Origin of the sequence: Clostridium tetanomorphum, from assembly GCF_017873215.1 — a bacterium.
Classification (GTDB): domain Bacteria; phylum Bacillota; class Clostridia; order Clostridiales; family Clostridiaceae; genus Clostridium_AO; species Clostridium_AO tetanomorphum.
The window spans coordinates 23,584-38,466 of record NZ_JAGGKA010000002.1 but is presented as its reverse complement, the minus strand read 5'-3'; the positions used below and the strand labels follow the sequence as shown (position 1 = coordinate 38,466).

Annotated in this window: 11 protein-coding genes; 1 reads left to right on the top strand and 10 read right to left on the bottom strand. The window is 28.0% G+C overall.

What is annotated here, in order from left to right:
- Positions 1-75 precede the first annotated feature (75 nt).
- The 4 genes from J2Z24_RS02345 to J2Z24_RS02330 all read right to left on the bottom strand — a co-directional run bounded on the left by J2Z24_RS02345 (position 76) and on the right by J2Z24_RS02330 (position 5,734).
- Entirely contained in the window at positions 76-1,368 is a 1,293-nt protein-coding gene (locus J2Z24_RS02345) for a PTS sugar transporter subunit IIC (protein WP_035151587.1), read from the bottom strand.
- 50 nt (positions 1,369-1,418) lie between these two features.
- Positions 1,419-2,756, bottom strand: a complete 1,338-nt coding sequence (locus J2Z24_RS02340) for a 6-phospho-beta-glucosidase (RefSeq protein ID WP_035151584.1) — start codon at positions 2,754-2,756, stop codon at positions 1,419-1,421.
- Between the two features lie 557 nt (positions 2,757-3,313).
- Positions 3,314-4,201: an N-acetylglucosamine kinase gene (locus J2Z24_RS02335; protein WP_035151582.1), complete on the bottom strand. Its 888-nt coding sequence runs from the start codon at positions 4,199-4,201 to the stop codon at positions 3,314-3,316.
- A 180-nt stretch (positions 4,202-4,381) separates the two neighbouring features.
- Complete coding sequence (locus tag J2Z24_RS02330; RefSeq protein WP_035151580.1) at positions 4,382-5,734, bottom strand: MATE family efflux transporter; 1,353 nt, start codon at positions 5,732-5,734, stop codon at positions 4,382-4,384.
- Positions 5,735-5,845: 111 nt separating this feature from the next.
- On the opposite strand from J2Z24_RS02330, the gene J2Z24_RS02325 reads away from it, so the two are divergent.
- Positions 5,846-6,655 (top strand): MerR family transcriptional regulator, encoded by an 810-nt coding sequence (locus J2Z24_RS02325; RefSeq protein WP_035151577.1) that lies wholly within the window; start codon positions 5,846-5,848, stop codon positions 6,653-6,655.
- Between the two features lie 178 nt (positions 6,656-6,833).
- On the opposite strand, the gene J2Z24_RS02320 is transcribed toward J2Z24_RS02325, so the two are convergent.
- From J2Z24_RS02320 to J2Z24_RS02295, 6 genes are all read right to left on the bottom strand, one after another.
- On the bottom strand, positions 6,834-7,727 hold the full coding sequence (locus J2Z24_RS02320; RefSeq protein ID WP_035151574.1) for an SPL family radical SAM protein: 894 nt from the start codon (positions 7,725-7,727) through the stop codon (positions 6,834-6,836).
- A gap of 14 nt (positions 7,728-7,741) precedes the next feature.
- The gene (locus J2Z24_RS02315) at positions 7,742-8,005 is read right to left on the bottom strand and encodes a zinc ribbon domain-containing protein (RefSeq protein WP_035151572.1); all 264 of its coding nucleotides are present in this window, start codon (positions 8,003-8,005) and stop codon (positions 7,742-7,744) included.
- Positions 8,006-8,069: 64 nt separating this feature from the next.
- The gene (locus J2Z24_RS02310; protein WP_035151569.1) at positions 8,070-8,981 is read right to left on the bottom strand and encodes a helix-turn-helix transcriptional regulator; all 912 of its coding nucleotides are present in this window, start codon (positions 8,979-8,981) and stop codon (positions 8,070-8,072) included.
- Between the two features lie 89 nt (positions 8,982-9,070).
- Positions 9,071-10,423: a DUF4179 domain-containing protein gene (locus J2Z24_RS02305; protein ID WP_035151566.1), complete on the bottom strand. Its 1,353-nt coding sequence runs from the start codon at positions 10,421-10,423 to the stop codon at positions 9,071-9,073.
- 2 nt (positions 10,424-10,425) lie between these two features.
- On the bottom strand, positions 10,426-10,980 hold the full coding sequence (locus J2Z24_RS02300) for a sigma-70 family RNA polymerase sigma factor (RefSeq protein WP_035151563.1): 555 nt from the start codon (positions 10,978-10,980) through the stop codon (positions 10,426-10,428).
- Between the two features lie 210 nt (positions 10,981-11,190).
- Positions 11,191-14,322 carry a DEAD/DEAH box helicase gene (locus J2Z24_RS02295; protein ID WP_035151560.1) on the bottom strand — a complete coding sequence of 1,044 codons (3,132 nt, stop codon included), beginning with the start codon at positions 14,320-14,322 and terminating at the stop codon, positions 11,191-11,193.
- Positions 14,323-14,883: the final 561 nt, after the last annotated feature.

Genomic DNA, 14,883 nt, shown 5'->3' with positions numbered 1-14,883 from the left:
GCGACAGTCCCCATGTCTTATACAGTAAAAACCGCATGCATTATGCATACGGTTTTTATTAATGCCAAATTTTATTTAAATGGAATGTGTTTTTTCTACTTCTACTAAAGTTTCTTGTTCTTCTTTTACTGCAATATGAACAAATGGTATATATATTATTATACTAACTGCTAAACAAATAAGAGCTGTAATTCCACCCCTTATTGAGTTTGTAGATATAATTGCCCCTAATATTGGAGGTGTTGTCCAGTGAGCCATTACTACAACCTTAGGTGCGAATCCAATAGCTGTCAATATATATGCAATCATTCCGGAAGCTAAAGGTGCTAATAGAAACGGTATGAAATAAACTGGATTTAAAATTATCGGTATACCAAATATAACGGGTTCATTGATATTAAACATTCCTGGTCCAATACTTAAATTTGCGATAGTCTTTTGCGATTTGCTTTTTTTCCCAACTAAGAATATTGCAATCAGTAAAGCTATTGTAGTTCCTGATCCCCCCATATTTATATAGGAATCTAAAAACTGGCTGTTTACTATATGTTCAGGATTAACTCCATTTTTAAATGCCTTTATATTAGCTTCTGTTAATGGTAATAATACTGCGTTTATAATCGGCGCAAGTATATTTGAACCATGTAATCCAAAGAACCATAGCAATTGTTCTACTAGCACTAGAATTAATAAACCACCTAGACTTCCCATAACACCCTGTAATGGGGCTTGTAGTACTACAAATAATGCTTCATGTATATCCGGTATTCCTATTGTTGCAAAAATTTGTTTTACTGCTGCTGTAGCAGCTAAAACTATAATTGATGGCAATAATGCCGCAAAGGACTTTGATACTGCCGGTGGAACTCCTTCTGGCATTTTAATAATTAACTTTGGATTTCCTGCTAACTTTACAAATATTTCCGTAGCAATTAAGGCTACTATTAATGCAAGGAATAAACCTTCACCACCTAAGAAAGCAAATGGTAGTGCTCCTCCGTCTTCTGTTGGCTTATATAAAATCAATAATGCCGCTAAAGATACAATTCCTGCTGATAATCCATCTTTTTCATAAGATCTAGCTAAATGATATGATATGGTAAATACTAGGAGCAATGACATTGCAGCAAAAGTCCCATTCCAAATTCCACCACCAAAATTTTTCCAATCAGCAGGTAATAACCAATTCATAAAATCTTGATACTTTTTCCATCCTAAGTTGTTAAATAACACCGCAAAAGCTCCTGCCATAATAATTGGAGTAATTGTAGCAAAGCCATCACGAATAGCAACCAAATGTCTTTGTGATGCTATTTTACCCGCTACTGGAACAAAATGCCTTTCCATCCAATTAAAGAACCCTTTCATGCTTTAATCCTCCCCTATTCATATTTATAAGTAATTAATTAATCATGCACTTATTTAAAACCCTTTTCTATAATTTCTTTAAATTGAGGCAAATAATCTTTATGTGCTACCATAAGTTCATCTACTAACTTCTTAGCAAGTTTATCTGACTGGATCAAAGGGTTCACTGTTAAAGCTAGTATTGCCTTATGATAATCTCCAAAAACTGCTGCATCCACTACTAATCTTTCAAAGGTTTTCATCTGTTGTATAAGTCCATTTATCCCTACTGGTAACTCACCTGCTGCAATAGGCTTAGGTCCGTCTTTTGTTATCATACATGAAATTTCTACAGCAGATTCATTAGGAATTCCTACTATAGCACCATTATTTTTTGTATTTACAGGTTGAATATCTCTTTTATCATTATATATTGAACATATTAGCCTACATGCTGCATCACTATAATAAGCTCCTCCTCTTTTTTCTAACTCCAAAGGTTTAACATCTAAATTCTCATCTTTATAAAGTTCAAATAATTCTTCTTCTACTTTTTTAACAACCTCTGCCCTTGTTTCGCCTTTGTTAAATTCCTCTAGTTCATCTTTCAACATGTCCCTTGTTTGAAAATAGTACTTATGATAAGGACATGGCATCATGCCTAATGCTTTTATAAAATCTTTATCCCATGTAAAATCAGATATATTTTTAACTATCTGCCCTATTTTTCCACTAGCTAATAAATTGATTAATTCTTCAGTAACTTTTTTTCCATCTATGTAGGCATCTTTTCCAAATACCATATGATTCAAGCCTACAAAATCCATTCTCAATCTTTCATGCTCCACGCCTAATACCTCTGCAGCGGCTTTCTCCATACCTATAGGTACATTACAAAGTCCTACAACTTTTTTATTTTTACCATATCTTAATAAAGCCTCTGTAACCATACCTGCTGGGTTAGTAAAATTTATCATCCAAGCATTAGGACATAATTTACTCATATCTTCATCTATATCCAAAATTACAGGAATTGTTCTTAATGCTTTAAACATTCCTCCTGCACCATTGGTCTCTTGCCCTATAACCCCATGACTCAAAGGGATTCTTTCATCTTTTATTCTTGCATCTAAAAGTCCAACTCTTATCTGAGTTGTAACAAAATCAGCATCCTTTAATGCTTCTTTTCTATCTAATGTCAAATATATTTCCATAGGTATTCCCGCTTTTTTAACCATCCTTTTAGCTAGATTACCTACAATCTGTAATTTTTCTTTTCCTTCTTCTATATCTACTAACCACAATTCTCTGACCGGCAACTCATTATATCTTTCTATAAATCCTTCAATTAATTCGGGAGTATAACTTGATCCTCCCCCTATAGTCACTATTTTTATGCCTTTATCCATTAAACATCCCTCCCAAGTTCCTTCTTTGTCCGATGACTACCATCCGTAATACTCCCATCGCACTCTGTGAAAGCGATTCACAGAAAATCAAAGATTTTGGTTCTCTGCTTTTCTGCAAGTGGGAGATAACGGATACTACGTCCCTGGATAAGTTCTTCTAAGCTTTAGTTGGAGTAAGTATTCCTTTTAAGCAAACTCCATCTGAAGCTAAGAATCACTTGATATGTACACTATTATATATAGCAAACATCATGCCAATATCTTTTATCTTCATAATCTGCTTGTCCCCATAATATATGAAGTTGCACACTTTAATCATACACTGTGTAAATTAATTACACACTTTCAAAAAATAGCCTTATTTTGCACACAAATTTACACATATAACAAATAAAAAACTGTTTGTAGAAACAGTTTTTTATTTTTATCCAATGACTAGCCGCTCTAATATTTCCATCGCACTCTGTGAAAGCGATTCACACCAAATCAAAGATTTGGGTTCTCTGCTTTTCTTCAAAGTTGGAATACAGAGCGGCCACGTCCCTGGATAACGATTTCTATTTTCTTTTATATATATAATAAGCTCCTTTAGCTGGAGAAACTTCCTCATCTACAAAAGCATTTACCCCTATATGTTCTTTTAAATATTCCTCAAAAGCTTGTCTAACTATAATAGACTTTTTTATAACTCCTCCAACTAATCCTATAGAACAACCATCAAACTTTAATTTCTTATATACATTTTCTGTACTTTTAGCCAATGCAATTCCTTCTTCTAATAGTATTTCTTTAGCTATCTTGTCTCCTTCCTCTCCCAGTTTAGATACTATAGGAGTTAAACTTGCAATATCATCCTTAGTTGATGAATATACAAAATCTGTAATTTGCGAAACAGATGATATTTTAAGTTTTTCCATTATAGCTTTAGACAAAACTGATTTTTCTAATGAATTGTCTTCTTCATATATCATTCTTTTTATAGCCTCTATGGCTATTTTATATCCACTACCTTCATCCCCAAGAAGATGTCCCCATCCTCCACATCTAGCATATTTATCCTTATTTATACCAAAAGCTATAGAACCAGTTCCTGCAATAGTTAAAATTCCATCATCACCTTTTAATGTAGATCTTAATGCTAATTCTCCATCATTCATAACCACAGAATCAAGTAAAAGCTTATCTTTTATTTCACTTTCTATTAATTTAGCATTATCCCCTACCTCTGAACCTGCTACTCCTAAATATAATCCTTCAAAGTTTTCCTTTCCTAAATCATTTATTAATTCTTCTATGGATTCTATGATATTTTCTAAAGCTTCTTCTTTACCATTTACTAAGTTACCAAAGCCCTTTAATGAGGATGCCACTTTTCCTCCATTTAAATCATAGGCAACAGCCTCAGTTTTTGTACCTCCTCCATCTACTCCAATAACATACTTCATATCCATTCCCCTTTTCTAATATATTAATAAATAAAAAGATAGTAATCCTCTATCTCTATTACTATATATTAAATATTATGCTTATAGGTATTATTTCCTTTTTAATAAAAAGCATTAGGTAAAAAATTATGGAGCTAATTAAAAATCAGCCCCACTTTCACACTTTATAAATTATATATTTTATTGTGTCAATTCACTAAGTTCTTGCTCATTATATCTATTATTTTTAAATATGAATATAGATGCTATTACACTTATTCCTTCTGAAACAACAGTGGCTAACCATATACCATTTTCTCCAAATGCAGCTGTCATTATAAATAAAACTAATGTTATAATAACCAATCCTCTAGATATAGATATAATAGTTGCATATTTAGGCTTTGCTATAGCTGCAAAGAACCCTGATATTAAAATATTGTATCCTACTATTATAAATGACAATGAAAACATTCTTATAGCCTTTATAGAATACGCATATAGCTCTTCGTTAGCTCCTTTATCCATGAATACTTGAACTAATTGAGGTGTAAATATATTTACTATAGCAAATATTAATATAGATATTAATCCTATAGTTTTTGCACTCATATTAAATAAAGTATTAACAGCTTCTTCATCTTCCCTACCATGATAAAAACTGCATAAAGGCTGCATTCCTTGAGTAATACCTATCATAGTCATTAAAACTAATAAATTTATATAAGAAATAATACTATAAGTTACAACACCTTTATCTCCAACATTGCTTAATATAATCTGATTAAATATATATATAACTACACCTGTGGAACACTCTGTCAAGCTATCTGGTAATCCTATTGATAATATTTTTTTAACAACTCCAAATTCAAATTTACACTTTATAAATTTCAATTTAGATTTTTTCTTATTAAAATGAATTATATAAATTAATGTTGCTATAACTTGAGAAATACCTGTGGCATATGCTGCTCCTTTTATCCCCCAGTGGAATTTCATAACAAATAGATAATCTAGCCCTATATTTACTAATGCAGAAGAAACAACGCCTACTATTGCCAAATAAGGAAATCCATCAGCCTTTGTAAATACTTCTAAACAATATGATGTTATAAAAAATCCATTGAATATAGTTATTATTTGTAAATACTCCTTGACGTAACCTATGGTTAAATCATTTGCACCTAAAAATATAGCTATTTTATCCAAATTCGTTAATGTTAATGTTGCTATTATTATTGAAACAACAACCATAGCGATAAAATTCATAGTAAATATTTCATTAGCTCTTTTTAAATTATTTTTTCCTAAAGCTATAGAAACAAGAGTTGAAGCTCCTGTGGCAAAAAACACTGATATAGCAAAAATAAAATTAATAAAAGGCATTGCAATATTAACAGAAGCTATAGCAGTAGTTCCAACTCCCCAACTAACAAATATTCCATCAACCATAGTATATAAAGAATATACCCACATGGCTGAAACAGATGGTAATAAATATCTTATGAATTTTTTTCTCATGCTATTATTATCAACTGTTGTACAATTCATAACTGTCACCCCTTTATTAAAATTATAAACCTTGGTATAATACTAAGGTCAACTATATCTTTATATTTTGGAAATTTTTAATAAATAATTAATATAATGCAGGAGGATTTTATGAAGGATTATTATAAAATCGGAGAAATATCTAAAATATATAATATATGTAGAGATTCTTTAATGTATTATGAAAAATTAGGTATATTAAAACCTATTAGAGATACCAATGGTTATAGACTTTATACTATGAATGATATATGGAAACTAAATTTAATTAAGGAGCTGCGTACCTTTGATTTTTCTATGGAAAAGATTAATGATTATATAGATAACAGAACTGTAAAAGCTACCAAAGAAATGCTAAATGAAGAAATATGCCTAATAAACAACAAAATAGAAGAATTAAATATGTTAAAAAATAATGTTTTAAAGCGAATTCAAAATATTAACTCTGTAGAAACTACCACTGTACTTAATACTGTTAAAGTAATTTATATAGACGAAAGAAAAGCATTAAAATTAAATGGTGATATATCCCGTGATGAAGAAGTAGATTATTTAATAAAAAAGCTTCAAAAAAATTATGAGGATAAATTTTATCTTCTTGGCAATACAAAAGTAGGAGCTATATATAATTTAGATAGCTTAAATAATGGAGTTTATAATAAATATAAATCAGTATTTTGCTTATTAGACAATAGTGAAAGTAATTATAATTTGCTATTGCAAGGAGCACATTATGTATGCATTTCATATAGGGGTTCCTATTCTTCTAACAAACAATATATTGATAAATTATTTTCATTTATTAATAACAATAATTATAAGATTATATCTGAACCTATAGAAATATACAAAATTGATGTACATGAAACTAGCCTGCAAGAAGAATTTATAACTGAAATACAGATTCCTATATTATTGTAAAGTGATTCTTGTCCTTAAATGTAGTTTACTCCTTAATAATATTAATTGGATTTAAGTAATTATTCTTTAAATATTAAAAAAGACGCTTACTGCGTCTTTTTACTTAATGTACCTACAAAATAATTATACAAAGTTTTTTAGATGATGTGTAAAAAATCGTTATTTTAATCTTATATAACTAAAACCAACTTATTTGTCTATCTCCATAGCCAGATTTATATGCTAAGATTATATCCTCCATTTTATAAAGTAACCCTAGTCTTTTACATTCAGTTTTAAATATATGGTATAGAATTTTTGAATTAACAGAAGGATATTCATAACTACTTCCAAACTCATTTTTATATTTTTGTACTAAATTTTTATCTGGAAACAACTCTATCAATTGTTCATAATAATAATCTCTTTGATTTTGTCTAAGGGTTAGACCCATTCCATATGCAAAAACAAACTTGGCACCACACTTATGAGCTTTTCTTACTATGCTTATAATATTTTCTTCATTATCATTAATAAATGGTAAAATAGGCATAAGTAATATTCCAGTGAATATACCATTATCTGAAAGACTTTTTATTGCGTCAAATCTTTTAGACGTTGTACAAACATTGGGTTCAATCTTCTTACACAATTCATCATTAAAAGTAGTAATAGTGATCTTTATAAGAACTGGGGAATGCTGTTTTATTCTATTTAAAATATCAATATCTCGTGTTACAAGATCGCTTTTAGTAGCTATAGCTATACCAAACTTAAATTTGTCTATTTCCTCTAGTGCATTTCTTGTAAGCATCAATTCCCTTTCAAATGGATTATAAGGATCACTCATTGCACCTGTGCCTATAATTCCAGTTCTTCTCTTACCTTTTAAATCATTTCTAATAATTTGTGTTGAACTTTCCTTTGCCCTTACCTTATCAAAATTATCTATATGATAACACTCACTTCGAGAATCACAATAGATACATCCATGACAACAACCCTTATAAATATTCATATTATAATTTATCCCAAACCACCAATTATCTTTTGCATATTTTGAAACTATTGTTTTTGCAGGAATATAGTCCATCTTTTTCTCCTTAGCTATTTATTTCTCCATCTTTTTAAAGTTGGGAAAAATTTTTGAAGATTTTCTTTAGCCTCTTTTTCATTCATATTTGGATTTGCTTTTACCATATGTGGTACACAAAAATCAATCATTTGTTCCATTGTCATATCATCTTTAAATGCACCTTGTTCAAAACAATAAATACAGTATTCATTATTTTTACTTCCATCCTTATTTGTTCCAAATTCCTTCTCATCAATAATTGGCATACCACAGCTTTGACAATACATTCTTTCCATATATAAACACACTCCTTTTTCCTATTTGCTTATATAATATCAAAGTATATATGCCACCTGTATGTCATATTATATATTTTCGCATCATACTTTTAATTCTATTTTTTACTTCTTCTCTTATAAATTCTGGTTCAATAATCTCCACACTATCTCCATAAGATAATATATGAGAATACACCCATTCATCATAGGGAAATTCTACTGTGACTAAATATGTGCCATCTGAATTTTTAGATATTTCATCTTCACTATAATAATCAATAATATGATATAACATATTAGAATTAAACTTAAGTTTTAATTTAATCATAGTAAATTGATAATCCTCTTTATCCTTATTGAAAAATTTACTAATTTCCTTTCTTTCAAAATGACTATCAATAGATTCTACATCTCTCATACGAGTTATCTTAAATACTCTACCAGCTTCCTTATCACAGCAATATGCAAGTAAATACCACGCTTGCCCCTTAAATATAATTTTATATGGTTTTACAATACGTTGACTTTTAATATTTTGAGAGTTTACATATCTAAATTTTAAAATTTTGTGCTTTAATATGGATGATTTAATTTCATCAAATCTCCTATCAACATCCCCATCACTTCCCCAAGGGGTAAAATCAACTTGAACCCAATCTACGGAATTAATTTTTCCAAAAATGCTTCCTATTTTGTCTAAAGTATTATCAATTTTTAGCTGTTTTGTAGCTTCTAAAGTTTTAAGTGCAAAAATTATGTTTCCTTTTTCATCCTCTGATAGAATTGTTTTATCTAAAGTATAGTTATCTAAAAGAGAAATTCCTCCATATCTTCCTTTACTCATATACACTGGTATACCTGAAGAAGATAACTCCTCTATATCTCTATATATTGTACGCTGAGATACATTAAACCTTTCTGCAAGCTCCTTTGCTGTTACAGTTTCTTTATTAAGAAGAATAATTATTATTTCTATTAGTCTATTAATTTTCATATATATCACCATTTGTATACTAAACTAAAATTTTACTATATTATATCAGAAAAGACATAAAGCTACATCAGTATACTCTAAAATTTATATTATTTAAGTTTAATGGTAATTGCTTTATCTTTTAGAATTTTCACATTTGCCCCATCATAAGTTCCAACCATTAAGTCTCTCTCTTTACCAACTTTAAATACACTCATATTATCATTAGAATTATGATATTTGTTATAAATCGTATCTATTTTTTTATAATCAGATATCTCCTCTATTTTATTACCTTTGCCCATTACATATATAGGTATGTCAAATGGACACGTTAAACTGTCTTTTCCAAAATATTTTTGATTATATTTTACAACTAGATAATCACCATCAATAAAATAATTCTTAATATTTATACTTCTATCTTTATCATTAATTAGCTCTATTGGCTTTACATTATTTACATCTAATTTAACTGGTGATAATATTTTACGAATATCATTATTCGGCATTCTATATTTAGGTATAATAGTTATGCTATTCATATTGCCATTAGAAATAAAGCTTGTGCTCCATTTAATTTTCCCTTTAGTGGAAGTATCACCACTCATTCCTCCATCCCAACGTAATCCTTTCCCTTTATCATCCAGAACTATAAAATCAAGTTCTGGAACATTATCATCACACATATCATTAAAATGGCCCTCTCCTTCTATTTTTACGGTAAGTGGAGTAACTATTACATTTGAAACTTTCCCCTTTACTCCATTTATATTTATATCAACATTTAATTCTTTTTCATAAGTTCTTTCTGTTTGTTTGCTTTTGTCCATAAAAAATTGAACTCCCCAATCCCCTGATATACCTAATAACTCTGATATATCAATATCTACATTCATCTTATCTTTTATATTATCTGATGATAAATCAATCTTTTTTAATACTTTAATAGTATTTTTATCTATAATCTCCCATGAAGCTGATGCTGCTGCGTTTATATTTTCCCCATTTATCTTCATTGACGTTGGTATTAATAATACATTCATATAATCATTCTTAATTTCCTTGTTGTTATTTTTCACAATAAAACTTAAAAAAAGTGTATTTTTATCTGCTGCTGCACTTTCAAAAGTAACATCAATTCCTTTATAGGACTTAGTTTTACCAATTGTTTCAATATAATTAACATAATTCTTATTGACACTAACTAAATTCTTTTTAAATAATTCTCCGATTATAGGAATATTAATTGCCAAAGCTGGTTTTGCTATTATAGCAGATGACATAACCACAAAAGTAATAGCTGCTGCACAAATCTTCTTTTTATTCATTAATCTTTTTTTACCTATAGATTTTCTTAAATTCTTTTTAACTCTCTCTTTTTCTATATCATCAACAAAAATTTCTTCAAACTCATTTTCATCTATATCAATATCATTCAATACTTCATAAATATCCTTCATAATTAAATCACCTCCAAGTTTGATACTTTTTCCCTAAGTTTTCTTTTGCCTCTATAGATTCTGTTATCCACTGAAGCCTTTGTAATATTAAGTTTTTTAGCTATATCCTCTGACTTATATCCAAGAAAGAATTTTAGAACGAAAATATTTCTGTCAATATCCTTTAAACCATCAATTAACTTTAATATTTCACTTTTATTTTCCATAGTAATAAAATTATCTTCTGCAGAATTTTCATTTGTAATTTCAATGTCCTCTAAAACAGTTTCTATGTTTTTTGTATTAACTCTATAACAATCAATGGCTTTAAATTTAGATACAACATAAACCCATTTTTTAAAATCTGTTACATCTCCTCTAAATTTCATAGCATTATTCCAAATAGAAAGAAATACATCATTTACACATTCTTCTATAAGACCATCATCTCTAAATGGAGAAAGAACCTTACTTACAGTTCCCTTTACTAGTGGTAGATAATTATCTACAATATAATCTAAAGCATCTTCCTTCCCATCCTTCAACCTCTGTATATAATTTTCCCCGTTGGATTTCATAAAACTATCTCCTTGCTAAGATATTATTGTAAAAGCCTTTACACTCTATATAACGTATAAACCAAGAATATATTCTCACATTTCCGTTTAATTATTGATATTTATTCATACTTTTACCCTTTTAAACCAAAATAAAATGCCCTCTTTATAGAAACAGTTTTATTATTTTAACTGTCTACCATAAAGGGGGCATATCATTTGTTGTAGTTTTTAATCTCTCTCAAAGAGTTTAAGTAACTCTTCTTTAGATAATTTATTTAAAGTATTACTATTTTGAAGTTCACCTGTAATAACATTGTCTATTAATTCTTTCTTATTTTCTTGTAATTCTACAATTTTTCCCTCTATAGTTCCTCTAGCAATCAATTTTATAACTTCTACTACATTTTTCTGTCCAATTCTATGTGCCCTATCTGTAGCTTGATCTTCTACTGCTGGGTTCCACCATGGGTCAAAATGGATAACTAAATTTGCTGAAGTTAAGTTAAGTCCAGTTCCCCCTGCCTTCAAGGAAATTAAAAATACTTTTATATTATCACTATTATTAAACTCATTTACTAGCTTAATTCTCTCTTTAGAAGGCGTAGAACCATCCAAATAAAAATATTCAATACCTTTTTCTTTTAGTGCTTTCCCTATTTTATTTAAAGCAGAAGTAAATTGAGAAAATATCAAAATTTTACTGTCTGAATCTATTCCTTCTTCCACTAATGTCATAGCAACTCTAAGTTTTCCACTTCCACCTTCGTATTCAGTAAATACTAATGATGGATCTAAGCAAATTTGTCTCAGCTTAGTTAAATAAGAAAACACCTCTATTTTACCTTGAGAATTATTTTTCAATTTTTCTCTTATGTCTTTTATATAAGCATTGTATATTAATTTTTGCTTTTGAGTCATTTGCACCAATATCTTTTTTTCTATTTTATCTGGTAGATCCTTTATAACTTCCTTTTTAGTTCTCCTTAAGATAAATGGTTTAATTAGCTTTTTAAGATTCTCTAAATCTTTTTCATTTCCACAAAGAAATTTTTCATAAAATGTTTCCTCAGAATATAAATATCCTGGCATTATAAAGTCAAATATAGACCAAAGTTCTATTAAATTATTTTCAATAGGAGTACCTGTCAGTGCAAATTTCACCTTTGCTTTAATCTCTTTAACTGCCTTTGTATTTTGAGTTATAGGATTTTTTATATTCTGAGCTTCATCTATAATACAGTAATCAAACTCAACATTATTATAACTTTCAACATTATTTTTTAAAGTACCATAGGTAGTTAAAACTACATTATATTCTTCTAACTTACTTATTACCTTTTTTTGCTCTATTTTTTCACCATGTATAATTCCCACTTTTAAAATAGGAGCAAATCTTTCTATTTCATGCTGCCAATTATAAATTAATGATGTAGGAGTAATTATTAAAGATTTTTTATTTTTTTCTGAAAGAATAAAAGCTATAGTTTGAATTGTTTTACCAAGTCCCATTTCATCTGCTAGAATACCTCCAAAGCCTAATTCACTTAAACTCTTAAACCACTTAAATCCATTAACTTGATATTTTCTAAGTGTAGCTTTTAAATTCTCTGGTAAAGTTACTTCTTTATTATTTATACAAGTTAGTTTCCATTCTATGTCCTTTAGAATATCAACGCCATTACCAATTCTGAAACTTTTATCTTTTAGGCTTTGTAATATATATACAGCCTTATTTTTTTCTATCTTTACTGAACCTTCTTCAGTATTTTTATCAATATTTAATATTTGGATTAGATTTAGAAAATCTTTTACCCCTTCATCCTCAAAATCAATAAACCCATTATCTTTAGTTTTATAAAATTTACTATTAAATCTATAACTTCTAAGCATATTGTCTAATTCATTTCTTTCAATATCTCCAATATTATAATCAAATTTCAAATATCCATTTTTCTCATTTAAATCTATCTGAATAGAATTTGAATTGTATATTTTTATATTATCTAATCCTTCTCCTAAAATAACAGTACCTAAAGAATTTATACTATTTTCTTTGTTACTTAAAATATTGAAAAAATCCTCATCTTCACCAATAAACATAAATCTATGGTTTCTTTTTATAAACTTATACTTCTCAAGCTTTATAAGAATTTTTTCTTCTTCTTTAAAATTTCTTATAAATTGTTGTTTATTTTCATCATCTAATATATTAATCCTTTTATTACAATAAACCCTTTTCACATCACAATATATATTATGTTTTTCTTTATAAATAAAAAACTCCAATTTAATCCAATTTGATGTAAATGTTTTTACTCCATCTGAGATTGTAATGTCATTTGAAATGCTGCTTAATAAAGAAACAATATGATTATAATTTTCTACAGTTTTATTGTATAAGATTTCATAGTTACTTTTAAATTTATCATATAAAGGCCCATATTTCTGAATCTGATGTTTTGAAGGCAAATATAGATTACCATTAAAAAAATATACATCTTTATTTATATTTAAAGGAGTGGGAAGTTTTTTGTGAGTAGTTAATACAAAACATTTATTTTTATCTTTTAACGTAAAACTAAGAGGTAAATTTTCTTTAAAAACAATGGTTTTATATTCTATCCCATGATATTTAAATGTAACCTTATTTTTATCAATACACTGCAAGAATTCTCTTAGATTTTCAGGAGCAATTATTATCTTCCTTCCTATTACTGATGTTGTTTTAATCTTATTAACATATTCTCTAATAAAATCTATAATCCTTAGGTCATTTACAGAAATACTATTGACTTTATGATTATATGTAAATCTATCATTGAAAAAAATATCCCTTTCATCATCTAAATTTCTAATAAAACTTCTCAAATCAGTGATTAAATGCTTGTATTCAACTCCTAACCAAAATTCAAGTTCATAATTAGTTTTACTTTTCCATGACTTACAAGTAATTTTCACATCAAAACTTACTGGAATGTTCTTCTTATACATTTTAGACGATTTTTTAATTTCTCCATTTTTTGATGATTTTTTATTATATATCAAACTTAAAAATTTATATGCTGTAGCATTTAAATGCTCACACATAAATAGTTTTTTATTTATAGAAATCTCTTTAAAATCATCACAAGTACAACTTACACCATCTAACCTTTTATACAACAAATTTACTTTTATATGTGTCTTAACTTTTTCCTGGTTATTATAGTTTAATACATCTCCGTAAACATGATATATATTATCTATCTTCTTTCCTTTAATATTAAACACTAATCCATTTTTAAATATTTCTTGTCCTTTTTTTCTCATAAAATTAGAAGATGACTTTAAAATTATTTCTTGCAATTCTTTTAAATTCATTTTTTTCACCACTTTTCTATAAATAATTCTCTACTTCACGGAATACTTATTATATCATAACATACAAAGAAATATCTTCTTCATTTTTTATAAAATATATTAATGCTAAAACAATACTAAAAGGTATAGCAAAACGCTACCGCATATTTTTAACTTCTTCCTTTCATTAACTTTTTTTACTTAGCTAAGTAATTTCATATGTTAATACGCAAAACTTTCCATTCTATTACACTTTTTTAATTATCTATAATAAAAAAATACTATAAAATTCACTTTTATATGAATTTCATAGTATCTTTTAAATATATTTTATCATTTCAAACAATACATATAATCTTTAACTTCATTACCACTTACTAAGAACGCTTGCCATTTTGAACAAAATATTGAAATAGATGTATAATCTATATCAGCATTCTTTTTATTTAGTTCTTTGCAAAACCATTATAAATCAATGGGCTATCGCCTAAAAATATTTTTATGTGCTAAATCTCTGGCGGAGTGCGAAGTATCACCCACTTCAACTTGCATAAAATATTTATCCAATGACTACCCACTCTA

Excerpts from the sequence above, each read along its gene's own strand:
- J2Z24_RS02345 (WP_035151587.1), bottom strand. The coding sequence starts at position 1,368 with ATGAAAGGGTTCTTTAATTGGATGGAAAGGCATTTTGTTCCAGTAGCG.
- J2Z24_RS02340 (WP_035151584.1), bottom strand. The coding sequence starts at position 2,756 with ATGGATAAAGGCATAAAAATAGTGACTATAGGGGGAGGATCAAGTTAT.
- J2Z24_RS02335 (WP_035151582.1), bottom strand. The coding sequence starts at position 4,201 with ATGAAGTATGTTATTGGAGTAGATGGAGGAGGTACAAAAACTGAGGCT.
- J2Z24_RS02330 (WP_035151580.1), bottom strand. The coding sequence starts at position 5,734 with ATGAATTGTACAACAGTTGATAATAATAGCATGAGAAAAAAATTCATA.
- J2Z24_RS02325 (WP_035151577.1), top strand. The coding sequence starts at position 5,846 with ATGAAGGATTATTATAAAATCGGAGAAATATCTAAAATATATAATATA.
- J2Z24_RS02320 (WP_035151574.1), bottom strand. The coding sequence starts at position 7,727 with ATGGACTATATTCCTGCAAAAACAATAGTTTCAAAATATGCAAAAGAT.
- J2Z24_RS02315 (WP_035151572.1), bottom strand. The coding sequence starts at position 8,005 with ATGGAAAGAATGTATTGTCAAAGCTGTGGTATGCCAATTATTGATGAG.
- J2Z24_RS02310 (WP_035151569.1), bottom strand. The coding sequence starts at position 8,981 with ATGAAAATTAATAGACTAATAGAAATAATAATTATTCTTCTTAATAAA.
- J2Z24_RS02305 (WP_035151566.1), bottom strand. The coding sequence starts at position 10,423 with ATGAAGGATATTTATGAAGTATTGAATGATATTGATATAGATGAAAAT.
- J2Z24_RS02300 (WP_035151563.1), bottom strand. The coding sequence starts at position 10,980 with ATGAAATCCAACGGGGAAAATTATATACAGAGGTTGAAGGATGGGAAG.
- J2Z24_RS02295 (WP_035151560.1), bottom strand. The coding sequence starts at position 14,322 with ATGAATTTAAAAGAATTGCAAGAAATAATTTTAAAGTCATCTTCTAAT.